We start from the raw sequence: 25,731 nt of genomic DNA, 5'->3' as shown, positions 1-25,731 counted from the left end.
AGCCGCATGTACGCCTATATTCTCAGACGTCTTTTGCTGATGGTGCCGACGCTCATCGGCGTGGTCACGGTCACGTTCATCGTCACGCAGTTCGTGCCGGGCGGTCCGGTCGAACAGGTGCTCACGCAGTTGCGCCACGGCAGCGGCGCGCGCGGCGGCGAAGTGGGTGCGGGCGGCGGCGGGTATCACGGCAGCCAGGGCGTGGACCCGCAGCAGATCGAGCAGATCAAGAAGCAGTTCGGCTTCGATAAACCGCCGCTCACGCGCTACGTGATGATGCTCAAGGACTACGCCACCTTCGATCTCGGCCAGTCGTACTATCAGCACGCGAGCGTGTGGCAGGTGATTCGCGAGAAGCTGCCGGTGTCGATCTCGCTCGGCTTGTGGACCGTGATTCTCACGTATCTGATCTCGGTGCCGCTTGGCATTGCGAAAGCCGTGCGCAACGGCTCGCGCTTCGACACCGTCACGAGCGTGCTGGTGCTCGCGGGCTACGCGATTCCCGGCTTCGTGCTCGGCGTGCTGCTGCTGATGATGTTCGGCGGCGGCACCTTCTGGCAGGTGTTTCCGATGCGCGGCCTCACCTCCGACAACTTCGACGACCTCAGCGCGATCGGCAAGGTGCTCGATTATCTGTGGCACATGGTGCTGCCGGTCACGGCTTCTGTGGTGGGCAACTTCGCGATCGTCACGATCCTCACGAAGAACACCTTCCTCGAAGAAATCGGCCGCCAGTACGTGCTGACCGCGCGCGCGAAGGGCGCGCCCGAGCGCGACGTGCTCTGGAAGCACGTGCTGCGCAACGCGGCGATTCCGCTCGTCACCGGTCTTCCCGCCGCATTCGTGGGCGCCTTTCTCAACGGCAACCTGCTGATTGAAACGCTCTTTTCGCTCGATGGCATGGGGCAGCTTTCGTACGACTCGGTGATCCGCCGCGATTACCCCGTCGTGCTCGGCTCGCTCTTTCTGTTCACGCTGATCGCCCTCGTCACCAAACTCATTGCCGATGTCTGCTATGTCCTCGTCGACCCCCGCATCCAGTTCCACCGGCTGGACCGCTGATTCCGCCACGCTCGCGCACGCGCAGCCGGTTTCGCCGTGGCGTCGCACGTGGCTGCGTTTTCGCTCGCAGCGGCTCGGTTACTGGAGCCTCGTGATCTTCATGGTGCTGTTCGTCGTCAGCCTGTTCGGCGAAGTGCTCTCGAACGACCGGCCGCTCGTGGTGCGCTATGGCGGGCACTACTATTTCCCGATCGTGAAGGATTATCCGGAGACCTTGTTCGGCGGCGATTTTCCCGCGCAGACCAATTATCTGGATCCGTACATTCGCTCGAAGCTGACCTCGCACGGCAATTTCGCGGTCTATCCGCCGAATCCGTACCGCTACGACACGATCGACTATTTCGCGGCACGTCCGTATCCGGCGCCGCCGTCGTCGAGCAACTGGCTCGGCACCGACCAGTTCGGCCGCGACGTGGTCGCGCGCCTGCTGTACGGCTTCCGCCTCTCGGTGCTGATGGCGTTCGCGCTCACGGTCTCGGGTGTGCTGCTCGGCGTGCTCACGGGCGCGGTGCAAGGCTTCTACGGCGGCCGCACCGACCTGATCGGCCAGCGCCTGATCGAGATCTGGAGTTCGATGCCCGATCTCTATCTGCTGATCATCTTCGCGTCGATCTTCGAGCCCACGCTGTGGCTGCTGTTCATCCTGCTGTCGATGTTCGGCTGGCTCGTGCTGTCCGATTACGTGCGCGCCGAATTCCTGCGCAACCGCTCGCTCGACTACGTGAAGGCCGCGCGCACGATGGGCCTGACGAACTGGCAGATCATGTGGCGTCACGTGCTGCCGAACAGTCTCACGCCGGTCATCACGTTCTTGCCGTTCCGCATGAGCGCGGCGATTCTCTCGCTCACGAGTCTCGACTTCCTCGGCCTTGGTGTGCCGCCGCCGATGCCGAGCCTCGGCGAGTTGCTGCAGGAAGGCAAGAACAATCTCGACGCGTGGTGGATTTCGATTTCGGCGTTCGCGGCGCTGGTCATCACGCTGCTGCTGCTGACCTTCATGGGCGACGCGCTGCGCAATGCGCTCGACACGCGCGCACGCGGCTCGGCATTCGGCGGAGGCAAATGATGAGCGCACCGTTGCTGGATATTCAGGACTTTTCGGTGCGCTTCGGCGACAAGCTCGCCGTGCGCGATCTGAGCCTGTCGATCGCGCGCGGCGAACGCGTCGCGCTGGTCGGCGAATCGGGTTCGGGCAAGAGCGTGACCGCGCTGTCGATCCTCGGCCTCGTCGCGCAGGCAGAACTCGGCGGGCGCATGCTGCTCGACGGCGTCGATCTGCTGCAACAGAGCGAGCGCCAGATGCGCGGCATTCGCGGCGGCGACATCGCCATGGTGTTTCAGGAGCCGATGACCGCGCTCAATCCGCTCTTCACGATCGGCAAGCAGATCGCGGAAAGCCTGCGCCTGCACGAAGGTCTGCGACCGAATGCGGCGCGCGCGCGTGGCATCGAACTGTTGCGTCGCACCGGCATTCCCGAGCCGGAGCGCCGCATCGACAGCTTTCCGCACCAGCTTTCGGGCGGTCAGCGTCAGCGCGCGATGATCGCGATGGCGCTCGCGTGCCGTCCGCGTCTGCTGCTCGCCGACGAACCGACCACGGCGCTCGACGTGACGGTGCGCCAGCAGATCGTCGATCTGCTGCTCGAATTGCAGGAGCAGGAAGCAGCCGCGCGCGGCATGGCCGTGCTGCTGATCACGCACGATCTGAATCTCGTGCGCCGCTTCGCGCAGCGCGTGGCGGTGATGGAAAAGGGCGTGCTGGTGGAAACCAACACGACCGAGGCGCTGTTCTCGAATCCGCAGCATCCGTACACGCAGCGTCTGCTCGACAGCGAGCCGTCGCGAGCGGTGCAGCCGGTCGCGCCCGACGCGCCCGTGATTCTCGACGTGAAAGATCTGGCCGTCGATTACCGCACGGCGGGCAAGGGCTGGCGCTCGCTGTTCGGCGGCGACGCGTTTCGCGCCGTGCACGAAGCGAGTCTCACGCTGCGGCGCGGTGAAACGCTCGGCGTGGTCGGCGAATCGGGATCGGGCAAGTCCACGCTGGCCTCGACGGTGTTAGGCTTGCAGGGCGCGGCGGAGGGCGAGATCCGTATCGACGGGCAACCGCTCGCGGCGCTGCGCGGCGCGGGCGAGCGCCTGTCGCTCTACAAGCGCATGCAGGTCGTATTTCAGGATCCTTTCGGTTCGCTCTCGCCGCGCATGACGATCGAGCAGATCGTCGGCGAAGGGCTCACGGTGCATCAGCCGCAACTGAAGGGCGAGGCGAAGCGCCGCCGCATCGGCGGGCTGCTGGAGGAAGTCGGGCTGCCGGCCGAGTCGATGCTGCGTTATCCGCACGAATTCTCGGGCGGCCAGCGTCAACGCATCGCGATTGCGCGCGCACTCGCGGTCGAACCTGAGATGATCGTGCTCGACGAACCGACCAGCGCGCTCGACGTTTCCATCCAGAAACAGGTGCTGGCGTTGCTCACGGACCTGCAAAAGCGGTATCGTCTGAGCTATCTGTTCATCACGCACGATCTCGCGGTGATGCGCGCGATGGCGCATCGCGTGATCGTGATGAAAGCGGGGCGCATCGTGGAGCAGGGCGACACGCTCGCGGTGCTCGACGCGCCCACGCACCCCTATACGCAGTCGTTGCTCGCGGCATCGATGCTGGCGAATCCGGCATCGGCCTCCGCCGCGCTCAAGGAGAACATTGCATGATCGATGAAAGCTGGACGTTGGCCGTACGCGGACTGCGCAGTTCGGCCGATTTCTGGTCGGTACGTTTCGTGGACGAACGCAAGGACGATCACGTCGTGCGCAACGACGTGGCGCTGCCGCTGCGCATCGCGCGCGAGCGCGGCGCGATGGTGACGGCCTGGGCCGGCGCGGGCGCGGGTTACGCGGCCACGGCGGACCTCACGGCGAGCGGTCTGCAACGCGCGCTGGAGATTGCCACGGCGCGCGCGCAGGCGAGCGCGGCGCACGCGCTGATCGACCATCGCGAGGTCGCGCGGCCCGCGCAAAGCGGCGAGTATGTCTCGCCGAACGCGCAGGCGGCGCTGCCGTCGCGACGCGAATGGCTCGACCGCCTCGCGCACGAATGCGCGGCGGCGAAGCTCGATGCGCGCATCGTCGAGCGCCAGGCGGGCATGGAAGTCACGCAGTGCGACCAGCTCTATCTGACGAGCGACGGCGTGCGCATCGAACAGCGTTTCCGCTTTCTGATGCCGGCGCTGTCCGTGGTCGCGCACGACGACGGCGACACCCAGGAGCGCACGCTCGGCGGCCACTACGGCTTGCTCGCGCAGGGCGGCATGGAAATTCTCGCGCGCTACGGTTTCGACGGCGCAGGCGCGCGCGTCGCGAACGAGGCGCTGCAACTGCTCGCGGCGCCGAACTGCCCCACGGGCAAGCGCGACCTGCTGCTGATGCCCGACCAGATGATGCTGCAGATTCACGAGTCGATCGGCCATCCGCTCGAACTCGACCGCATTCTCGGCGACGAACGCAATTTCGCGGGCTGGAGCTTCGTGAAGCCGGAGATGTTCGGCAGCTATCAGTACGGCTCCGAACTGCTCAACGTGACCTTCGACCCGGACACGCGCGAGGAAGCCGCCGCCTATGCCTTCGACGACGACGGCAGCGCGGCCAGCAAGGAATATCTGATTCGTGCGGGCGTGCTGGAGCGTCCGCTCGGCGGCGCGCTCTCGCAGCAGCGCGCGGGCCTGCCCGGCGTGGCGAACTCGCGTGCGGCGAACTGGAACCGGCCGCCGATCGACCGCATGGCGAACCTCAATATCGAGCCGGGCGACCAGTCGCTCGACGCGCTGATCGCGGGCGTCGAGCACGGCATTCTGATGAGCACGAACACGTCCTGGTCGATCGACGATCATCGCAACAAGTTCCAGTTCGGCTGCGAGTTCGGGCAACTGATCGAAAACGGCAAGCTCACGGAGATCGTCAAGCGGCCGAGCTATCGCGGCATTTCCGCGAGCTTCTGGCGCAGCCTCGCGGCAGTGGGCGACGCGTCCACGCGCGCCGTCTACGGCACGCCGATGTGCGGCAAGGGCGAGCCCGCGCAGGTCATTCGCGTGGGCCACGCTTCGCCGGCCTGCGTGTTTTCCAACGTCGAAGTGTTCGGAGCCGCCTGATGACCGATTTGCTTTTTGCAGGCTCGGATGCCGCCGCTGCTGCCACGCGTGCGCCGGGCGCCTCGATCGACTGGCACGCGCATTTCGCGATGCTTGCCGACGCCATCGAGCGCCAGCGCCAGCCCGGTGAAACCGTGCTGAGCGCGTTCGCGGGCGAGCAGTCCGATTTCATCCGCTTCAATGCGGGCAAGGTGCGCCAGAGCGGCCAGGTGGAGCAGGGGCGGCTGACGCTGCGGCTCGTGCACGGCGCGCGTCAGGCCTATTCCACGCTCGACCTGAGCGGCGACGCGAACGCCGACGTGCGCCACACGGCCGAGGCGCTCGCGGCGTTGCGCGAAAGTCTGCTCGACGCCCCGGACGATCCGCACGTGCTGTTCGACACCACCTCGTGGTCGCGCAGCACGCGCCGCAACGGCAAGCTGCCGCAACCGCAGGCGCTCGTCGAACGGGTCGCGCAATGCGCGCAGGGACTCGATTTCGTGGGCTTCTACGCGGGCGGCACGCTCTCGCGCGGCTTCGCCTCCACGGCGGGCAGCCGCGGCTGGTACGAAGTGGAGAACTTCAATTTCAGCTGGTCGCTGTATCAGCCGAACGGGCGCGCGATCAAGACGCGCTATGCGGGCGACAACTGGGACGACGCCGTGTTCGCGGCCAAGGTGAGCGAAGCGGCCGCGCGTCTGCCGGTGCTGCTGCGCGCGCCGCGCGTGCTCACGCCGGGCGGCTATCGCGCGTGGCTCGCGCCGGCGGCGCTGTCCGAGTTCGTGCAGTCGATGGCGTGGGGCGGCTTTTCGGCGCGCGCCCAGGCGGCATCGACGAGTCCGCTCTACAAGCTCAACACGGGCGCGGTTGCATTCGATTCGCGCGTGGCGTTGACCGAGTCGCTCGAACTCGGCATCTCGCCCGCCTTCAACGACGACGGCTATCTGCGCGCGAGCGTGCCGCTGATCGAGGGCGGCCGTGGTGTGGGCCAGTTGACGAGCGCCCGTTCGGCGCGCGAGTACGGGCTCGAACCGAACGGCGCGCTGCCGCAGGAAATGGCCACGACGGTGTCGATGGCGACCGGCGACCTCGCGCCCGAAGACGTGCTCGCGCGTCTGGGCACCGGGCTCTACATCGGCAATCTCTGGTACGTGAACTTCTCGGACCGCATGAATTGCCGCCTGACCGGCATGACGCGTTTCGCGACCTTCTGGGTGGAAGACGGCGAGATCGTCGCGCCCGTCGACGCCATGCGTTTCGACGACAGCCTCTACGGCCTGCTCGGCGAACGCCTGGAAGCGCTGGGCGCGCAGTCCGAACTGCTGCTCTCCGATTCCACCTGGGGACAGCGCGCGACCGGCGGGGTGCAACTGCCGGGCGCGCTCGTGAAGTCGTTCGAACTGGTGTTGTAGCGCGCAGGGTTGGAAGCGGCGCGCACGAGGGCGCGCCGCAGAAAGCAGCGAGGCAGCGAAACTGGAAAGCGCAGTACGGAAGTGCAGCAAAACGTAAAACAACAAGGATGCACAGATGTCGAATAACGCAAATCCGCAGACGGGCGGGCCGCTCGTGCTGCGCGGCATAAGAGAGCGAGACGCGGAGCAGTTGCACGCGCTCATTTACGCGCCTTCGATGGCGCACGGCGATCCGCAAACGCCGTTTCGCACGCTGGAATCCACGCGCGAATGGATCGCGAAGCGCACGCCGCAACTGATCATGATCGGCGCATGGATGGGCGAGGAACTGGTCGGCGAAGGCCAGGTGCAGGTCGGCCGCATGCGCCGGGCGCACGTCGCGGAAATCGGCGTGGGCGTGCACGGCGACTGGCAGCGGCGCGGCGTCGGCTCGCGGCTCATGGCCGAGATGCTCGATCTCGCCGACAACTGGCTCGGCCTGCGCCGCCTCGAACTCAAGGTGTTCGTCGACAACGAGGGCGCCATCGCGCTCTATCGCAAGTTCGGCTTCGAGATCGAAGGGCGGCTGCGCGGCAACATGCTGCGCGACGGCGCGTACATCGATTCGTTTCTGATGGGGCGTCTGCGTGAGCCGCTTCCCTACATCGACAGCGAGGCATCATGAATCTTCCTCACGATGCGGCGGCGCAACGCGCCGCGTTCGCGAAAGCGCTGCGCGTGCGCGCGGCCGAACCCGACGACAGCGAGGCGATGGCCGCGCTCATGAACCTGCCGGGCGTGCGTCCCGGCACGCTCTCGCACGGCTATCGCACGGGCGAGGCGGTGCGCGCGTGGCTGGCGACCCAGAAGGCCGACTCGATGATGATCGTCGCCGAATACGAAGGGCAGATCGTCGGGCAGTCGGAACTTCGCGCGTACGACGGGCGGCGCTCGCATTGCGGCTCGATCGGCATTTCGGTGCACGACGCGTATCATGGGCGCGGGGTGGGCTCGCTGCTGCTCGCGGGGCTGCTCGACGCCGCCGACAACGCGTTCGGGCTGCGCCGCGTCGAGTTGCAGGTGTTCGCGAACAATACGCGCGCGCTCGCGCTCTATCGCAAGTTCGGCTTCGTGGTGGAAGCGCGCGCACGCGGCGACGCGATCCTCGACGGCGCGCTGCACGACGTGCTGCACATGGCGCGGCTCGTCGAAGCGCCGGTGTTCGCGCCGCCGGTCGTCACGGACGGTCCGCAAGCGCCCTGAGCCCGCGCGGCCCCTTGGGCCATCCAAAGCCCCTTCAGCCTATTCAGCCAGGACGCCTCGCGTGCCCTTCTTCTTTATCGACCGGCCGGTCTTCGCGTGGGTGATCGCGCTCGCCGTCATGGTGGCGGGCGCGCTCGCCATCACGCAGTTGCCCATCGCGCAGTACCCGCGTCTCTCGCCGCCGCGCATCGTGATCGTCGCGCAGTATCCGGGCGCGTCGGCGCAAACCGTGGATGACAACGTCGCGAGCATCATCGAGGAAAGCCTCGATGGCGCGGACGGCATGCTCTACTACGAAACCAGCAGCGACGGTCTCGGCAATCTGGAGATCGACGTGACCTTCGCGCCCGCCACGAATCCCGACATCGCGCTCGTGGACGTGCAGAACCGCATCAAGCAGATCGAGGCGCGTCTGCCGCAGGCAGTGGTGCAGCAGGGCGTGAACGTGGTGAAGGCGTCCAACACGTTCCTGATGCTGGTGGCGCTCACCTCGACGGACGGCTCGCGCGACTCCGCGCAACTCGCCGACTATCTGAACCGCTACGTGCTGCGCGAACTCAAGCGCGCGCCCGGCGTGGGCTCGGCCGAGCTGTGGGATTCCGACGAAGCGATGCGCATCTGGCTCGATCCGTACCGGCTGCGCGAATACGGGCTCGCGGCGAGCGACGTGACCACGGCGATTACCGCGCAGAACGCGCCCGTGACGGCGGGCACGATCGGCGATGCGCCGTTCGCGGCAGGCCAGCAGACCAATGCGTCGGTCGATGTGAAGGGTCAACTGGATACGCCCGAGCAGTTCGGCGAGATCGTGCTCAAGGCGAAAACCGACGGCTCGATCGTGCGTCTGCGCGACATCGCGCGCGTGGAAATCGGCCGCAGCGATTACTCGTTTTTCTCGCGCCTGAATGGACGGCCCGCCGCGACGGTCGGCATCCAGCTCGGCCCGCGCGGCAACGCGCTCGAAACCTCGGACGCGATCCGCGCGCGCCTTGCCGAACTCTCGAAGCGCATGCCGCCCGGCATCGCCGTGGAGATTCCGTTCGACAGCGCGCATTTCGTGCGCGTGGCGATCCGCGAAGTGGTCATCACGCTGCTCGAAGCCATCGTGCTGGTGTTCTGCGTGATGTGGCTGTTCCTGCGCGATCTGCGCGCGACGCTCGTGCCCACGGTCGTGATTCCGGTCACGCTGATGGGCGCGTTTCTCACGCTCTACATGGGCGGCATGTCGATCAATGTGTTCACGCTGTTCGGCCTCGTGCTCGCGATCGGCATTCTCGTCGACGACGCCATCGTGGTGGTGGAAAGCGTGCACCGTGCGATGCACGAAGAAGGCTTGCCGCCGCGCGAAGCCACGCGCCGCGCGATGTCGCGCATCGGCGGGGCGATCGTCGGCGTGACCGCGGTGCTCACGGCCGTGTTCGTGCCGATGGCGTTCTTCACCGGCAACGTGGGCGGCATTTATCGTCAGTTCGCCGTGTCGATGATCGCGTCGATGCTGGTGTCGTCGTTCATGGCGCTGTCGCTCACGCCCGCGTTGTGCGCGAGCATGCTCAGGAAACCGAAGCATATCGAAGCGCACGGCACGTCGCGGGTGGCGCGCGTGTCGCGCGGCTATCGCGGCATCGTGATCAAGCTGCTGCGCCGCAGCCGCCGCGTGCTCGCGATCTACGCGGTGCTGCTGGCTGCGGGCGCGTGGCTCTACTGGCAGATGCCCGAAGGCTTTCTGCCCGCCGAGGACGAAGGCCAGTTGCAGGTGATGATCCAGTTGCCGGCGGGCGCGAATCAGGCGCGCACGCTCGACGTGCTGCAGCGCACGGAGCAGATTCTGCGCAGCGAAAGCGCGGTTGAAAACGTCACGGGCGTGGTCGGCTGGAGCTTCGCGGGCAGTGGCCAGAACGTGGGCATGGCCTTCGTCGATCTCAAGGACTGGGACCGCCGCTCGATCAGCGCGCAGGCGCTGCGCGACCGCCTCAACGAGAAATTCGCCACGATCCTGGACGGCGACGTCGAGGCGACCTTGCCGTCGCCGGTGCCGGGCATCGGGCACTCGGAGGGCTTCACGTTCCGGCTCGAAGATCGCGGCGGCGTCGGCATGGACGCGCTCAAGGCCGCGCGCGGACAGTTGATCGACGCGGCCACGAAGAGTCCCGTGCTGGCGGGCGTGCATTCGGAGGATTTGCCCGATGCGCCGCGCGTCGATCTCGACATCGACCGCGCCAAGGCCTACGCGTTCGGCGTGCCGTTCGACCGTATCGCCGATCTGCTGAGCACCACGTTCGGCTCGACCTACGTCGACGACTTTCCGGCGGGCGGACGCATGCGTCGCGTGATCGTGTCCGCCGATGCGAACGCGCGCATGGCCGACCGTCAGTTGCTCGATCTGCCGGTGCAGACCAGCACGGGCGCGACCGTGGCGCTGTCGTCGCTGGCGAGCACGCGCTGGACGCGCGGTCCGGTCATGCTCGCGCGCTACAACGGCTATCCGTCGCTCGACGTGAGCGGGCGCGAATCGCACGGCCACAGTTCGGGCGAGGCGATGGCGGAAATGGAGCGGCTCGCGCTCGATCTGCCCGAGGGCGTGGCCTACGAATGGACCGACACCGCGTTCGAGCAGATCGAAGCGGCGCGCGACACGCCGCTGCTGCTCGGGCTTTCGGTGCTCGCGGTGTTCATGGTGCTCGCGGCGCTTTACGAAAGCTGGATCACGCCGCTCGCGGTGCTGCTGGTCGTGCCGCTCGGCACGCTCGGCGCGGTCACGGCGATGCTGCTGCGCGGCCTGCCCAACGACATCTACTTCAAGGTGGGGCTCGTGACGGTGGTCGGGCTCACGGCGAAGAACGCGATCCTGATCGTGCAGGCCGCGAACGCGCGGCGCGAGCGCGGCATGCGGGTGGCGACGGCGGTGGTGGCGGGTTGCGCGGAACGTCTGCGTCCGATCGTGATGACCTCGGCGGCTTTCGTGCTCGGCGTGGTGCCGCTCGCGCTCTCGCACAGCGCGGGCGCGGAGAGCCGTCATTCGATCGGCACGGGCGTGCTCGGCGGCGTGCTGGCGGCGACGGCGCTCGGCCTCGTGTTCGCGCCGGTGCTCTATTGCGCGGTGGCCGCGCGCTCGCCGGTACGGCGCGCGCCCCGTTCGCGACGCGGACGCGGTGCGGCGCGTGGCGAAGCGGTGTTTGAGGAAAACGCGCAGTAAGGCGGCTGGTAAGACGCGATCATCGGGACGCATGAAGGTGCACGAACCGGCGTGCACCCGCGCATGATCGACGCGCCTAGAACAGCCGCGGCGTGCCGACCCAGACCAGCACCGCTTCGTCGTCGCGCGCGTTGGTCCAGCTATGCGGCACCGTCGATTCGTAGTGCGCGCTGTCGCCCGCGCCGAGCACGAACGACTTGCCTTCGAGCGTGATGGTCACTTCGCCGCTGAGCACGTGGACGAATTCCTCGCCCGCGTGCGTGGTCACTTCGCTCGGCCGCTCGCCCGGCGGCATGCGCACCAGAATGGCTTCGAGCTGGCGGCCGCCCGACTGATTCGACAGGCGTGCGAACAGATCGGCGGAATCCGCGAAGGCGAAGTACTGCAGATCCTTGCGGCGGCGCACGCAGCCTTCCTCGGTCGGCGTATCGACGAAATAGCTGACCGGCACGCCCAGCGCTTTCGCAATGCTCACGAGCGAAGTGATGGACGGGCTCGCGTGATCGCGTTCGACCTGCGAGAGAAAGGGTTTCGATAGCTGCGAGACGGTCGCGATGTCGTCCAGCGTGCGCCCCTGGCGCTGGCGCAGCGAGCGGATCTTGCTGCCGACGGAGACGACGTTCTGGGTTTCGACGGTTTTCGATGCCATGTTGGGGGCGAGTCGTTGGAATGGGTGCGAGAAGAGGCTTGCCGCTATGCCGGCGCGCTAGCGGTAATGATTTGTCTGATGGATGCGAATGCCGGAGCATTCGATGTGGATTGTTGCGCGGAGTGTTGAAAAAACTGCGTATTCCGGCTGGATTTCCCCGCTGCGAATCAATTCGCTTCTCCATCGATTTCGTTCTAGTAAATGTGCGCGTGAAAACCCGCCGCCGCGCATTAGCGAAAATGGGCGATGTCGTGTGCATCGCATCACTTCACTGGTGTCCCAAGCATAACATCGCCATTTTTCTGAGGGTATCGGAGTTTGTTTCTTATTCTTTCCCTTACATGTGAGCGATGTAAGACGCGCGCCCCGAAACGCACGCTGAGCGCCACATTGCGCATTATTCGGCGCAGACTGAATTAGAAGGGCGCAGTGCGCGCATAAATCGGCGATTCAGGCGAGACGAAATCGCTTCTGAATGGCGCCCGGATTAGCATGAATTCCGCATGAATCTCGTCCGATTCCGCGCCTAATGCCCGCGACTGTGTTCCAGCGCACGTTGATCGGTAATTCGATGTGACGTCGCGGTCATATTCAGACTGATTTTTATTCTGCGCGATGCGGGGGCGACGGCGCGCAACGGCGATCGCTCGCGATCGCAACATGGGGCGTCATCCAGATCCGCCATCGTGGCCGAATCCGCCGATTGATCTTCACGGCGAAGCGGCGCATATTCGATTCCACTTTCTCGCCCATCCTCCCTCGCGCATTCGCGCACCTGACGCAACGGCACGCCAATTGCGTGCCTTCGCCACTCGCCATCCGCCGCACCTGGCCTTCGGGCCGCGGCGGCCCTGAAAGCTTTCGAAGCCCTAGCACGTCCATGTTCAACGAACCAGGTCGAGGCGCCCCCGGTCCGAGACAGTGTCCCCACTGCGGAAACCGGCTGAATGCGCCATTAATATTTTGTCCCCATTGCGGCACGAATCAATTGTCCGGCGCGATGCGCGGTTCGGGCGCGGAGCCCGAGCGGCCGCGCGTGGCCGCGCAGCGTTTTCCGGCTGAACGCAGCGCGGTGCCGGCGGGTTTCGGCCGCGAACGCTATTACGCCGATTACGACGGCTATCGCGCGCACGGAGGGCACGGCTCGCACGGCGGCCACGCAGCGCACGGCGCGCGCCGCTCGCGTCTGCCGCTGTATGCGTTCGGTGCGGTCGCGCTCGTGGCGACGGCGCTGACCGGCTATGTGATTTCGCATCGCGACAGCGGGTCCGGTGCCGGCTCGGGTCCGATAATCGGGCAGACGGTGGAAGGCACAGTGTCGTCGCAGCAGAACGATGCGACGCCGTCTTCGAAGACCGTGGGCGCGATCCATGCCGCGCCGCCGACGGCGCCTGCGCATCGCGATCCGGTCTCGCCGCGCGCCGCGCCCGCGCTCGCCGCCGTTGCGCCCGGCGCGATCCAGAATGCCGCCGTGGACGCGCACGCAGCGGCCGGAAAAGCGGCGGCGCAGAACGGCGGCACGGCGACGCGTGGCGACGTCGCGCGCAATCTCGCGACGGCGCGCACGAGTCTCGACAAGAACCGTTTGTGGCCTGCGCGCCGCGCGATCATGAGCGCGCTCGCCGAGCAGCCGGGCAACGCCGACGCGCAGCAGATGAAAGCCGATCTGCTGGCGCGCGAGCAGGAGCGCGACGCCTTGCTCGGTTACGGCCGGCTCTGCGCGCGCGAAGGCAAATGGTCGTGCGCGTGGCAGAACGCGGGCCATGCGGTGACGATCGACGCGTCGAGCCAGGAAGCGAAACGCCTGCTCGCGCGCGCCATCGCGGCGCAAGGCGCGGGCACGGCGGGTCATATCGATGCGGGTTCGCCGGGACCGGACGACGATCAGTAAGCGCGAGGTAGCGCTTCAGTGCGCTTGCGCGTCGCTCGATTGACCGGAACTCGCCGCGTGTTGGGCGAAGAGCCGCGCGTGGCGCGCTTCCGTCGCTTCGTCCACGGGAAACAGACACTCGATGCGCAACTCCTGCGCGGCCACATGCTGCGGCGTGCCGAGCGTGCTCACCAGCGAGAAGTAGCGCAGCACCTCGCCCGCGTGTTTCAGCCCGATCGGCACCATCGGCAGATCCGGCGCGGCGAGGCGCGCGGGCGGGCTGTTCCAGTCGCGCGGCACGTCCGGATACGCGAGCAGTTCGTCGAGCAGCCGCTGCGTGCCGCCGTCGATCACGTGTCCCACGGCTTCGCGATGCACGCGTTGCAGCAGGCTGCGCGCGACGCGTTCCCAGTCGTCCACATGCGGGCGCAGGCCGTGCGGATCGAACATCAGATGCAGCATGTTGCGCGGCCCCGTGCGCGCGGCCATGTCGATGAAACAGCCGAACAGGCGCGGCGCGGCGTCGTTCGTCATCAGCACGTTCCAGTGACGGTCCATGACGATGGCGGGAAACGGTTCGTGCTGGCGCAGCACGCGTTCGAGCGCGCGCGTCACGCCCTGCATGGCCTCGGCGTTCCACGGCGCTTCCGGATAGAGGGGCGCGTAGCCCGCCGCGAGCAGCAGTGCATTGCGTTCGCGCAGCGGCACGTCGAGCGTTTGCGCGAGCGTGAGCAGCGTGTCGCGGCCCGGTACGCTGCGCCCGCTTTCGATGAAGCTGATCTGCCGCTGCGAGATGCCCGCGTCGAGCGAGAGATCGAGCTGGCTCACGCCCCGTGCGTCGCGCCAGTAGCGCAGCAGTGCGCCGAGCGGCGTACCGGTGTCGCGCGGCGAGCCGGACGCAACGGGACGGGTGGCGTTCATCGTTTTCCCCAGAGTGAGACGAACGAATATAGCCGGTTCAGCGCGTATTCGTCCGCCAAATGAAGGCCTCGAATGGCGCTTCGAGCGGCGGCTGCGTGACGCTACCGGTGTAGTTCGTGATCGTCGACGCAGCCACGACGGCGATGACTTCGAGCACCTGTTCCGCGCGGAATCCCGCATCGAAAAAACGCTGCTGATCGGCGTCGTCGATGCGGCCGCGACGCTCGATGAGCGTGCGCGCGAGTTGCGAAAGCGCGGCCAGGTTGTGGTCGGCGGGCAGCGCGCCGTCGCGCATGGCATCGACGTCGGCGCGCGTGACGCCGGCTTCCAGCGCGAGCGCCGAATGAAACGCGACAGCCCATTCGCAGGCGTTCGTGACCGCGTTGGTCAGCAGCAGCGTCTGGATTTGCAACTCGCTCAAACTGCTCGCATGCACGCGCTGAAACAGGCCGATGAAGGCGTTGATCAGCACGGGCGAAGCGGCCATCGTGGCGGCGATGTCAGGAATCCGGCCGAATGCCTGCTGAAGTTGCGTGAGCGCGGGGCGCGAGGACTCGGGGGCGGTGTCGAGCGTGAGGACGGGATAACGGGACATGATGGCTCCTGGCTGTCGAGGTGTGGCAGCGCCATCCACCGTGGATGACGCGACAGCCCAAGCGTAGTGGCGCGTGTGCGGCGGGCCAATGACATGCGATGTAATCGCTCGCGTCGTGAAGCCGCGTTTTGAGCGGTGTCGCCGAGTCTTGGCGCAGTGAGAAAGAGCCAGGCAACACCGGTTCTCGCATCCGTGTTGCACTCACGCCTGGCGCGCCGAGCGCAAGCGCAGATGCAAACCGACGCGCGAAAAAAAAGCCGCTCCGAAGAGCGGCTTTTTCATCAGCGAACGATCCACGAAGGATCGGCCAGCTTAGTCTTCGAGCTGAGAAAGGTCGCGCACGGCGCCCTTGTCGGCGGACATCACGAGCTTGGCGTAGGCCTTGAGCGCGGCCGACACCTTGCGCGGACGCGGCAGCACCGGCTTCCAGCCCTTCGCGTTCTGCTCTTCGCGGCGGCGCGCAAGTTCCTCGTCGGACACCAGCACGTCGATCGTGCGGTTCGGAATGTCGATGCGGATCTTGTCGCCGTCGCGCACGAGGCCGATCGCGCCGCCCGCTGCCGCTTCCGGCGAGCAGTGGCCGATCGAGAGGCCCGAGGTGCCGCCCGAGAAGCGGCCGTCGGTCAGCAGCGCGCAGGCCTTGCCCAGACCCTTCGACTTGATGTAGCTGGTCGGGTAGAGCATTTCCTGCATGCCGGGGCCGCCCTTCGGGCCTTCGTAGCGCACGATCACCACGTCGCCGGCCTTGACCTTGTCGGCGAGGATGTTCGCGACCGCTTCGTCCTGCGATTCGGTCACGTGCGCCGTGCCTTCGAACACGAGGATGCTGTCGTCCACGCCCGCCGTCTTCACCACGCAGCCGTCGAGCGCGATGTTGCCGGTCAGCACCGCGAGGCCGCCTTCCTTCGAGAACGCGTGCTCGTACGAGCGGATGCAGCCTTCGGCGCGGTCGGTGTCGAGGCTCGGCCAGCGCGTGTTCTGGCTGAACGCGACCTGCGAGGGCACGCCCGCCGGACCCGCCATGTAGAACGTCTTCACGGCTGCGTCGTCGGTGCGCACGATGTCCCACTGGTCGAGCGCGTGCTTGAGCGAAGGCGCATGCACGGTCGGCACGTCGGTGTGCAGCTTGCCGGCGCGGTCGAGTTCGCCGAGGATCGCCATGATGCCGCCCGCGCGATGCACGTCTTCGATGTGGTACTTGTTCGTGTTCGGCGCAACCTTGCACAGCTGCGGCACGATGCGCGAGAGGCGGTCGATGTCGCGCATCGTGAACTCGATGCCCGCTTCCTGCGCGATCGCCAGCAGGTGCAGGATCGTGTTGGTCGAGCCGCCCATGGCGATGTCGAGCGTCATGGCGTTCTCGAAGGCCTTGAAGCCCACCGAGCGCGGCAGCACGCGTTCGTCTTCCTCTTCGTAGTACTGGCGCGCCAGTTCGACGATGCGGTGACCTGCGCGCTTGAAGAGCTGTTCGCGGTCCGCGTGCGTGGCCACCACCGTGCCGTTGCCCGGCAGCGAGAGGCCCAGCGCTTCGGTCAGGCAGTTCATCGAGTTGGCCGTGAACATGCCCGAGCACGAACCGCAGGTCGGGCACGCCGAGCGCTCGACTTCGGCCACTTCGGCGTCGCTGTACTTGGTGTCGGCGGCGATCACCATCGCGTCGATCAGGTCCAGCTTCTTGACTTCGATGGCCTTCGTGACCGGGTTCGCGAGGCGCGTCTTGCCCGCTTCCATCGGGCCGCCCGACACGAAGATCACGGGGATGTTCAGGCGCATGGCGGCCATCAGCATGCCCGGGGTGATCTTGTCGCAGTTCGAGATGCAGACCATGGCGTCGGCGCAGTGCGCGTTGACCATGTACTCGACCGAGTCGGCGATGATGTCGCGGCTCGGCAGCGAATAGAGCATGCCGTCGTGGCCCATCGCGATGCCGTCGTCGACCGCGATGGTGTTGAATTCCTTGGCGACGCCGCCGGCGGCCTCGATCTCGCGCGCGACGAGCTGGCCCAGATCCTTCAGGTGCACGTGGCCGGGCACGAACTGGGTGAACGAGTTGACCACCGCGATGATCGGCTTCTGGAAGTCTTCGTCTTTCATGCCGGTGGCGCGCCACAGGGAGCGCGCCCCCGCCATGTTGCGGCCGGCGGTGGAGGTTTTGGAACGGTATGCGGGCATCGTGGGTGCTATGAAAAGGTCGAAAAGGTCGCAGGAAAACAGCGGGCCACGGGAATAAAGGCCCTTCGCGCGCCCGTGCGGACAACCTTTTGAGCTGCGCTTTGGGCAAACTCAGCGATTATCCCACACCCGCAGCAGGGCCGCCCGGGCCGCCCGCCGGGGCGTTTTGCGGGGCCGCCGCCTGCTTTCCGGCGGATTTGTTCCTGATTTGCCGCCCGCTGGCCGCTCGTGCCGGAAAGCGGATTAGTCCCGCGCGGAATATCGATGTGCCAATCGCTCGGTTGGGCCGCGCCGGGCGCGCTGCTAGATTGGCTGCGCATGCCTTGCGTATGCCTTCCTTCAACGATCGATCTCATCACGCGGAGCCCTCCATGGCAGAGACCGGAGACCAGGCCGCGCGCACGACCGCGCGCGTTATCGCCGACGACAACGAAGCGCTCGACGCCGCGCGCGAACTGGCCGCGCGCCTCGCCGAAGGCGCCGCGCAGCGCGACCGCGAGCGGCGGCTGCCGCGCGAGGAAATCGAGTGGTATTCGCAGTCGGGCCTGTGGGGCATCACGGTGCCGAAGGCCTACGGCGGCGCGGGTGTTTCGTTCGTCACGCTGACCGAGGTCTTCAAGCTGATTTCGGCCGCCGATTCGTCGCTCGGACAGTTGCCGCAGAACCATTTCGGTCTCGTCGATGTGATCGCGCTCACAGGCACCGAGGAGCAAAAGCGCTTTTTCTTCGGCGAAGTGCTGGCGGGCAAGCGCTTCGGCAACGGCTTCTCCGAAAAAGGGACGAAACACGTGCTCGACCTGAAGACGCGCGTGCTGCGCGACGGCGACGACTACGTGGTCAACGGCACGAAGTTCTATTCGACGGGCGCGCTGTTCGCGCATTACGTGCCGGTGCTCGGCCTCGATGCGGACGGGCGCGGCTGGCTCGCGTGGATCCCGCAGGGCACACCGGGCCTCGCGATCACCGACGACTGGTCCGGCTTCGGCCAGCGCACCACGGCGAGCGGCACGATCACGCTGGACAACGTCCGCGTGAGCGCCTCGCACGTGTTCCCGGCGCACCGCGTGTCCGATTTGCCGACGCTGAACGGCCCGGTTTCGCAGATCCTCCAGGCGGCGATCGACGCGGGCATCGCGCGCGCCGCCGTCGACGACACGCTGACCTTCGTGCGCGAGCGCGCGCGTCCGTGGGTCGACAGCGGCGTCGAACGCGCCAGCGAGGATCCGCTGACGCTGCGTGAAATCGGTCATCTGCATATTCAGCTGCATGCGGCCGAAGCGCTGCTGGAGCGCGCCGCGAGGCTGTTCGACGCGATCGCCGCGCAGGACGCGATCAGCGAGGACGACGTCGCGCGCGCCTCGGTCGCCGTGGGCGAGGCGAAGGTGCTGACCACCGAAGCCGCGCTGCTGGCGGGCGAAAAGCTGTTCGAGCTGTCGGGCACGCAGTCGACGCTGGCCGCGCACAACCTCGACCGCCACTGGCGCAACGCGCGCACGCACACGCTGCACGATCCGGTGCGCTGGAAGTATCACCTCGTCGGCAATTACTATCTGAACGGGAAAAAGCCCGCGCGGCATGCGTGGAATTGAGCGGCGCGCAAAAAGGATGAGCGCGCTGTAGTCAAGCGGACGTCGCGACAACGGCACACGCGGACGGCTCGACCGTCGCGTGTGCCGTTTGCTTTTTGGGCATTGGCGCCGCTCCGCCGCTGCCGCCGGATTGCCGGGTTTTCCCGGGACGGGCGGCCCAGGGCGATTTTCCGCCGTGGCGGTAGAATGGGGGCGCCCCAATATTGCCTGACGCCCCGTTTTCAGCGGCTGCGGCCGAGATCCGGCCCGCGCGATTGCCGTTGAAACCCGGCCGCCGGCGCCCATTTATTCGTCGTGAATTCGCGTATTCCTGACCCCCTCCCGCCTGCGTGGCCGTTTCCGCCGAGCCGCGATGTGTCTGGCCGAAGCTTCGGCCAGCTCGTCGCGCTGCGCTATCGCGGCGCGGACGTGTGGCTCTGGCGTTGCCGCTGCGGCGGCTACGTGAGCGCGCGGCTCGATGCGGTGGAAAGCGGCGAGACGCGCGATTGCGGCTGCCGCGAGCAGCGCCAGATCTGGCGCTCGCGCCCGGGTTCGCCGTCGCTGAAGGGCGGCGAGGTGTTCGGCCAGTTGACGACCGAGCGCTACGCGGGCGACGGCGTCTGGGTGTGCCGCTGCGAATGCGGCAACGAAGTCACGGTCAGCGCCGGACGCCTGCGTCTCGGTCAGGCGCGCTCGTGCGGCCGCTGCACGGGCGTATCGGGCCAATCCGGCTCGTCAGGCGCTTGAGCTAACGCCAGGCGCTCGACATGAGCGCCCGAAAAACCCCGCTATCCGATTCAGGCCGCCGACACGCCGCGTGCATCGGCGAGCGTTGCGGCTGCTTCGCGCGGCGCATCCGCATCGGCGAATTCCGCTTCGATGTCGCGCAGCCGATGCGGCGCGAGCACCCGCAAGGCCAGAAACCACCCGAGTCCCGCCGCGAGCAGCGCGCCGAACACATAGGGCAGCACCGCATACACGCCCGGCGCGGCCGGATAGATGCTGCCGACGAACGGAATGCCGATCAGCACGATGGCCGCCGCGCTGATCGCCACATGGCGCGCTTTGAGTTCGCCGCGACGGCGCAGGAAGCAGGGCGCGGCGACCGCCACGATCACATAGGTCAGCAGAAAGCCGAACGTGGCGACCGTGCTTAGATAGCCGTAGGCATCGAACAGCGATGTGCCCGCGAACTGGAACGTCACCGCCACGATCAGCGACAGCACCACGAGCAGCGTGACCGCGACGTGCGGCGTGGCGTTGCCCGCGTGCGCGCGGCCCGTCGCGGCGTGCAGCAGGCCCTGGCGCGCGAAGGTGTAGAGCAGCCGCGCGGCGGCGTTGATCGACGAGAAGAACGCGGCGAAGAAACTCAGCGCCACGCCCGCGTCGATCAGCACGCCGAGCGCGCCCAGATGAATGCCGTGCGCGACCGCCGAAAGCGGCGCGCTCGCCTGGTCGAGCGGCGTGGCCGCGCCCTGGAACAGCGCGACGAGCCCGTACGAAGCGGCGAGAAACAGCGCCGCCGGGCCGAGAATGCTGACGATCACAGCGCGCGGAATCAGGCGGAACGGCTCGCGCGCCTCCGCGCCGAGCGCGGTCACGCTCTCGAAGCCCGTGAAGCTGAAAAAGGCGAGCACCATGCCGAGCCGCAACTGATCGGGCTTCACGGCGGTCAGCGCGAGCTGATGCGTATCGACCCAGCGATGCTGCGCGAACAGCGCCGCGACGATCACGAACAGGATCAGCGCCACGGTGCTCAGCTCGATCCACAGCGTGGTGCGCGTCGAGAGCCGGATGTCGCGCCACGTGATGAACCACGCGCCCAGCGTCACGAACACGGTGATCCCGACCGTGACCGCGAGCCCCGCGCCCGAGGCCAAGCCGATATCCTTGAACAGCACCACGATCTCGTTGACGGTGCCTTGCAGAATGCCCGCCGCGCCCACGCCATAGGCGATCAGCAGCGACCAGCCCGCGACCGCGCCCCAGATCGGGCCGAGACCGCGCGCGGCATAGGTGTAGAGCGCGCCGGGCGAGGCCGTGCGCTTGGCGAACTGCGTGATGCTCCAGGAGGCGAACAGCAGGCCCACGGTCGCGAACAGATAGGCGAGCCAGGTGCCGTTGCCCGCAGTGGCGAACACCGCCGGGATCAGGAGGCCCGCGCCGCCCGCCGCGCCGACGAGTCCAATCGATTGGGCAATTAATTCGGATAGCGAAAGATAGCCGCGACGCAAGGTGCCGTCGTGCGCCGACGTGGCCGCGAGTTCAGTCATGGGTGAGATCCGGTGTGTGGGGGGTATCGGAGTGAGGCGCGCCCGGCGGGAATGGCGCGGGCGCGCCCGGTTTCGTGGCTGCGGACAGGTCAGGCCGTGACTGCGTTCTGCACGCTGGCGTCGGCGGCGTTGGCAGACTGTTCGGCGGCTTCGCGCTTCACGCGCTCGATGTCGCGATACTGCGCGGCGGGATGATCGTCCGGCAGACGCGCCTGCGCGCCGAACAATTTCTCGCGCAGCGTGCCGGGCGCATAGGCGCGCGGATACACGCCGCGCCGCTGCAATTCCGGCACGAGATGTTCGACCACGTCTTCGAAGGTCTCGTGCGCGACGGCGTAGGCGAGATTGAAGCCGTCGACGTCGGTGGCCTCGACCCATTGCTGGAGAATGTCGGCGACCGTGGCTGGCGAGCCCACGAACACGGGGCCAAGTCCGCCCACGCCGCCCCAGCGCGCGAGTTCCTCGATGGTCCACGCCTTGTCGCCGCCCGCGAGATGCTCGACGGCGGACACGATCGCGTTGGTTTCCACGCGCTTGACGGTGTCGGTCGGCAGATACTGGCCGAAGTCGATGCCGGTCCAGCCCGACATGAACACGAGCGAGCCGTCGTACGACACATGCCGCTGATACGCCTCGAACTTCGCCTGCGCCTTGGCGTCGGTTTCGTCGACGATCACGGTCACGAGGTTGTAGATCAGCACCTGGCGCGGATCGCGGCCCGCGAGCGCGGCCTGGCGGCGCACGTCGGCCACGTAGTCGCGCAGCAGCGTCTGCGTGGGCGCGGCCACGAACACGCATTCCGCGTGTTCGGCGGCGAAGCGCTTGCCGGGACCGGACGCGCCCGCCTGAAACAGCACCGGCGTGCGTTGCGGCGACGGCTCGCACAGGTGATAACCTGGGACTTCGAAGTATTTTCCCTTGTGACCGATTTCGTGCACGCGCTCCGGATGCGTGAACACGCGGTTCTCGCGGTCGCGCACCACGGCGCCGTCTTCCCAGCTGCCTTCAAACAGTTTGTAGAGCACTTCGAGATATTCGGCTGCGACCGCATAACGGTCGTTGTGATCGCGCAGGCCGAGCTGGCCCACGTTCTTCGCGCCGCTTTCGAGGTAGGACGTCACCACGTTCCAGGCGAGCCGCCCCTTGGTGTGATGATCGGCCGTGGACAGGCGGCGCGCGAATGTGTACGGATGCTCGAAACTCGTCGACGCCGTAATGCCGATGCCCAGATGCTCCGTCACCATCGCAATGGGCGCGGCGAGCTGCAGCGGATCGTTGACGGGAATCTGCGCGGCCTGATGCAGCGCGTGATAATTGCCGCCCTTGTAGACGTCGTAATAGCCGATCACGTCGGCGATAAAAATCGCATCGAACATGCCGCGCTCGAGAATCTTCGCGAGATCGGTCCAGTATTCGAGGTCCTTGTATTGCCACGAGCGGTCGCGCGGATGCGTCCACAGTCCCGGCGACTGGTGGCCCACGCAGTTCATTTCGAAGGCGTTCAGGCGGATGGTTTTACTCATGACGTTCACTTGCTCCCACGGCCCGGACCGTTGCCGATCTGCCAGACGAAGGGCGGCTCGGTGCCGTTGATGGCCCAGTCGCCGACGATGCGCGCCTTGTAGACGAGCGGATTGTGCGACGACACCGTGCGCGCGTTGCGCCAGTGCCGGTCGAGCGCGAGGCGCGTGCTGGTGGCCGACGCGCCGAGCGCGTCGAACAGATGCGTGGCCGCACGCAGCGCGAACTCCGACGCCGTGAGCTGGCTTTGCGCGGAGGCGATTTCGGCTTCGACATTGGCGGCGTGCTCGGCCGCGTCGTCGTCGCCGAAGCGCGCCTCGTAGGCGCGTTGCGCGGGCTCGGCGGCCTGCAGCGCGACGGCGCGCGCGCCATAGGCCCACGCAGCGATCTCGCCGACCACCTGCTGGATCTGCGCGTCCTCGCTCACGTGCGGCGCGTTGCCGTGGCTGTAGACGCGCTTGCGCGTGCGCACGAGTTCGGCGGCATCGCGCTGCACGGCTTCGGCGATGCCCGCGAGCGTCGCTACGTGAAAGAGCTGGTAGAACGCGGTCTGATACTTGAAGCGGCGCGCGAAGTCGATCACGTTGCGCGGCTCGACCACGGCGTCGTTGAAGCGCGTGGTGCCGCTGCCGGTGGTGGTCTGGCCGAAGCCGTCCCAGTCGTCCTCGCGCACCACGCCGGGCTGATGCGTGCTCACGGCGGCGATCACGTCGCTGCCGTCGGCTTCGCGCTGCGCGTAGACGTCGATCCAGTCGGCGTAGATCGTGCCCGTGCTGTAGTACTTCGCGCCGTTCACGACGAAGCGGCCGTCGCGTTGCGAAACTTTGGTCTGCACCTGGCCGACGGCCACTTCGCCGACTTCGGACCACGCGCTGCCCACGATCTGCCCGCTGGCGAAGCGGTCGAACCACGCGCGCTGATCGGCATCGGGCGGCACGTTGAGCCAGTCCTCGACGAAGGCGAAATGCGCGCGCAAGGCTTGCGGCAGATTCGAATCGGCGGCGGCCAGTTCGATCAGCAACTGGAACAGTTGCGGAATCGACGCGCCCGCGCCGCCGTCGCGCACGGGCAGGCGCACCGCGCCGAAACCGGCGTCTTTCAGGGCGGCGATGGCCTCGTGCGGCAGGATGCGTTCGCGGTCGCGTTCGGCCGCGCCGCGCGCGATCTCGGCGAAGATCGGGCGAAAGCGCGCGGCGAGCGTTTCATAGTCGGTGCCGGTGGAGAGCGTGGCGTCGTGAGGGTGCTGAATGGGAGCGGATCGCGGTGTCGTCATTGTGTGTTCCTCCGTGTTTCTCCATCGGGCCGCGGCCTCGAATGGCGTGAAGGGCCAGTATAGAAATGCGTGTCGCGGCGCTCCAATAACGGATTCTCGAATCGATATCGGCTGCGCGCATTTGTGCTGATTGCATCGCGTCATAACGGAGAAAAGCACGTAAAAACAGAGGTGGCGGCGTGCGTCCGCCTTATCGGCGCTGGGCGGATCAATATGAGCATCGCTTCGTTGGGCCGGCCTGCGCGTCTCGCTACGATGACGCCATCCCTTGCCCGCGAGACCGATACGACCGTATGTCCGCTCCCCGAATTTCCGCGCCGATTTTTTCCGCTCGCGCCATCGACAAGCGCTTCGGCGCGACCGTCGCGCTTTCGCATCTGGACTTTTCGATCGGCGCGGGCGAAGTGGTCGCGCTGATGGGCGCGAACGGCGCGGGCAAATCGACCTTCGTGAAGATCGTGAGCGGCGTGCAGGGCGCCGATGCGGGCGCGATGCAACTCGACGGCCGGCCTTACGCGCCGGCTTCGCCGCTCGCCGCGCGCAAGCTCGGCGTGGCGACCGTGCATCAATCGATCGCGGATGCCGTGGTGCCCACGTCGTCGATTGCCGACAATCTGCTGCTCGATGAACTGTGCGGCGGCGTGTCGGGCGGCGTTCAAAGTGGTGCTCGAAGTGATGTTAAGAGTGGCGGACGAAACTGGTGGGCGCCGCGTGGCGCGCGTCGTGCGCGCGCTCGCGAACTGGCCGCGCGCGTGGGTCTCGATGCCGATCTCGACGCGCCGCTCGGCACGCTCGCGCTCGCCGCGCAGCAACGCGTGGTGCTGGCGCGCGCGCTCGCGACACGGCCGCGTCTGCTGATCCTCGACGAGCCCACGGCGAGTCTCTCCGCCGCCGAGGCCGCGCGACTGCACGCGCTCGTCGATACGCTGCGCGACGAAGGCGTGGCCGTGCTGCTGGTCTCGCATCGGCTGGCGGACTTGCGCCGACTCGCGACGCGCGTGGCGGTGTTGCGCGATGGCCGCGTCGTGGCGCAACAGCCCGCGCCCATCGACTTCGACGCGGCGCTGGAAACGATGATCGGCCGCCCGCTTCCGCCCGCCAGAATTGATTCGGATGTCGAAACAAATCACGCCAAGCCAATTCTTCAGTTGAATCAACTGCGCCTCACCGATCGCACCGCCGCCTTCGACCTCGACGTGCGCGATGGTGAAATCGTCGCTGTCGTCGGGCCGGTGGGCGCGGGCAAGTCGTGGCTCGCGCAGACGATCTTCGGCGCGTCGCGGGCCTTCGCGGGCGAGATGCGGCTCGACGGCGCGACGTGGCGTCCGCGCACGCCCGGCGACGCAATCCGCGCGGGCGTGTTTCTCGCTGGCGAGGACCGCTGGCGCACGTCCTTGTTTCCCGACGCCGTGCCGTTCGCCTCGATTGCGGGGACGCTCGGCTTCCCGTTTCTGTCGCGCTGGAGCCGGGGCGTGTTCGTCTCGCGCGAGCGCGAACGGGCCGCCGCGCGCGCGGCGATCGACGCGTTCGGGATTCGCTGTTCGGGCCCGGACGACCGTCTGCCGCGTCTTTCCGGCGGCAATCAGCAAAAGGTGCTGCTTGCGCGCTGGCATGCCGAACCCGCGCGCGTGCTGCTGCTCGACGAGCCGTTTCAGGGCGTGGATGCGGGCGCGCGCGCCGATATCGCGGCCACGCTGCGCCGCGAAGCGCCAGGCCGCGCGACGCTCGTATTCGTGAGCGATCTCGAAGAAGCGCACGAGGTCGCCGACCGCATCGTGTACTTCGATCGGGGCGCGCTCGACCGGGGCGCACACGAAGCCCTCCACACCGCCGAAGCCATCGAATCGTCATAACACTTC

Annotated in this window: 19 protein-coding genes; 12 read left to right on the top strand and 7 right to left on the bottom strand. The window is 67.1% G+C overall.

Annotation, left to right across the window (positions count from 1 at the left end):
• Positions 1-6: 6 nt before the first annotated feature.
• From BMY06_RS11695 to BMY06_RS11660, 8 genes are all read left to right on the top strand, one after another.
• Complete coding sequence (locus BMY06_RS11695) at positions 7-1,062, top strand: microcin C ABC transporter permease YejB (RefSeq protein ID WP_065063906.1); 1,056 nt, start codon at positions 7-9, stop codon at positions 1,060-1,062.
• Positions 1,016-2,128 (top strand): ABC transporter permease, encoded by a 1,113-nt coding sequence (locus BMY06_RS11690; protein WP_074983227.1) that lies wholly within the window; start codon positions 1,016-1,018, stop codon positions 2,126-2,128. The genes BMY06_RS11695 and BMY06_RS11690 overlap by 47 nt, the downstream gene beginning before the upstream one ends.
• The gene (locus BMY06_RS11685; protein ID WP_074983382.1) at positions 2,128-3,771 is read left to right on the top strand and encodes an ABC transporter ATP-binding protein; all 1,644 of its coding nucleotides are present in this window, start codon (positions 2,128-2,130) and stop codon (positions 3,769-3,771) included. The genes BMY06_RS11690 and BMY06_RS11685 overlap by 1 nt, the downstream gene beginning before the upstream one ends.
• Complete coding sequence (locus BMY06_RS11680; RefSeq protein ID WP_074983225.1) at positions 3,768-5,204, top strand: TldD/PmbA family protein; 1,437 nt, start codon at positions 3,768-3,770, stop codon at positions 5,202-5,204. The genes BMY06_RS11685 and BMY06_RS11680 overlap by 4 nt, the downstream gene beginning before the upstream one ends.
• A gap of 89 nt (positions 5,205-5,293) precedes the next feature.
• Positions 5,294-6,595 carry a TldD/PmbA family protein gene (locus tag BMY06_RS11675; protein ID WP_065064198.1) on the top strand — a complete coding sequence of 434 codons (1,302 nt, stop codon included), beginning with the start codon at positions 5,294-5,296 and terminating at the stop codon, positions 6,593-6,595.
• A gap of 115 nt (positions 6,596-6,710) precedes the next feature.
• Positions 6,711-7,259: a GNAT family N-acetyltransferase gene (locus BMY06_RS11670; RefSeq protein ID WP_074983224.1), complete on the top strand. Its 549-nt coding sequence runs from the start codon at positions 6,711-6,713 to the stop codon at positions 7,257-7,259.
• Entirely contained in the window at positions 7,256-7,837 is a 582-nt protein-coding gene (locus BMY06_RS11665) for a GNAT family N-acetyltransferase (RefSeq protein WP_065063916.1), read from the top strand. The genes BMY06_RS11670 and BMY06_RS11665 overlap by 4 nt, the downstream gene beginning before the upstream one ends.
• A 61-nt stretch (positions 7,838-7,898) precedes the next feature.
• Positions 7,899-11,030, top strand: a complete 3,132-nt coding sequence (locus BMY06_RS11660; protein ID WP_065063918.1) for a multidrug efflux RND transporter permease subunit — start codon at positions 7,899-7,901, stop codon at positions 11,028-11,030.
• Between the two features lie 76 nt (positions 11,031-11,106).
• Here the strand turns inward: BMY06_RS11660 and BMY06_RS11655 are convergent, their stop codons facing one another.
• Complete coding sequence (locus BMY06_RS11655; RefSeq protein ID WP_065063920.1) at positions 11,107-11,679, bottom strand: cupin domain-containing protein; 573 nt, start codon at positions 11,677-11,679, stop codon at positions 11,107-11,109.
• 988 nt (positions 11,680-12,667) lie between these two features.
• Between BMY06_RS11655 and BMY06_RS11650 the strand changes: the two genes are divergently transcribed.
• Positions 12,668-13,570: a hypothetical protein gene (locus tag BMY06_RS11650; protein ID WP_080180250.1), complete on the top strand. Its 903-nt coding sequence runs from the start codon at positions 12,668-12,670 to the stop codon at positions 13,568-13,570.
• A gap of 15 nt (positions 13,571-13,585) precedes the next feature.
• Here the strand turns inward: BMY06_RS11650 and BMY06_RS11645 are convergent, their stop codons facing one another.
• The 3 genes from BMY06_RS11645 to ilvD all read right to left on the bottom strand — a co-directional run bounded on the left by BMY06_RS11645 (position 13,586) and on the right by ilvD (position 17,237).
• Positions 13,586-14,470, bottom strand: a complete 885-nt coding sequence (locus BMY06_RS11645) for a helix-turn-helix domain-containing protein (RefSeq protein ID WP_074983221.1) — start codon at positions 14,468-14,470, stop codon at positions 13,586-13,588.
• 37 nt (positions 14,471-14,507) lie between these two features.
• A complete protein-coding gene (locus BMY06_RS11640; RefSeq protein WP_074983219.1) occupies positions 14,508-15,065 on the bottom strand; it encodes a carboxymuconolactone decarboxylase family protein in 558 nt (185 codons plus the stop codon).
• Between the two features lie 312 nt (positions 15,066-15,377).
• Positions 15,378-17,237, bottom strand: coding sequence for a dihydroxy-acid dehydratase (gene ilvD, locus BMY06_RS11635; protein WP_065063926.1), 1,860 nt, complete (start codon positions 17,235-17,237; stop codon positions 15,378-15,380).
• Positions 17,238-17,608: 371 nt separating this feature from the next.
• Here ilvD and BMY06_RS11630 point away from each other — a divergent pair, with 371 nt between their 5' ends.
• The gene (locus BMY06_RS11630) at positions 17,609-18,826 is read left to right on the top strand and encodes an SfnB family sulfur acquisition oxidoreductase (RefSeq protein WP_074983218.1); all 1,218 of its coding nucleotides are present in this window, start codon (positions 17,609-17,611) and stop codon (positions 18,824-18,826) included.
• Between the two features lie 354 nt (positions 18,827-19,180).
• Positions 19,181-19,552, top strand: coding sequence for a hypothetical protein (locus BMY06_RS11625; RefSeq protein WP_074983216.1), 372 nt, complete (start codon positions 19,181-19,183; stop codon positions 19,550-19,552).
• A 50-nt stretch (positions 19,553-19,602) separates the two neighbouring features.
• Here BMY06_RS11625 and BMY06_RS11620 read toward each other — a convergent pair whose 3' ends face one another.
• From BMY06_RS11620 to BMY06_RS11610, 3 genes are all read right to left on the bottom strand, one after another.
• Entirely contained in the window at positions 19,603-21,078 is a 1,476-nt protein-coding gene (locus BMY06_RS11620) for an APC family permease (protein ID WP_074983214.1), read from the bottom strand.
• Positions 21,079-21,167: 89 nt separating this feature from the next.
• Entirely contained in the window at positions 21,168-22,601 is a 1,434-nt protein-coding gene (locus BMY06_RS11615; RefSeq protein WP_074983380.1) for an LLM class flavin-dependent oxidoreductase, read from the bottom strand.
• 5 nt (positions 22,602-22,606) lie between these two features.
• On the bottom strand, positions 22,607-23,848 hold the full coding sequence (locus BMY06_RS11610) for an acyl-CoA dehydrogenase family protein (RefSeq protein WP_124263157.1): 1,242 nt from the start codon (positions 23,846-23,848) through the stop codon (positions 22,607-22,609).
• Between the two features lie 317 nt (positions 23,849-24,165).
• Here BMY06_RS11610 and BMY06_RS11605 point away from each other — a divergent pair, with 317 nt between their 5' ends.
• Positions 24,166-25,725, top strand: a complete 1,560-nt coding sequence (locus BMY06_RS11605) for a sugar ABC transporter ATP-binding protein (RefSeq protein WP_173816785.1) — start codon at positions 24,166-24,168, stop codon at positions 25,723-25,725.
• Positions 25,726-25,731 lie beyond the last annotated feature (6 nt).

Source organism: Paraburkholderia tropica (genome assembly GCF_900109265.1).
In the GTDB taxonomy this organism is placed as follows: domain Bacteria; phylum Pseudomonadota; class Gammaproteobacteria; order Burkholderiales; family Burkholderiaceae; genus Paraburkholderia; species Paraburkholderia tropica.
This window is presented reverse-complemented; position numbering and strand designations above follow the sequence as displayed.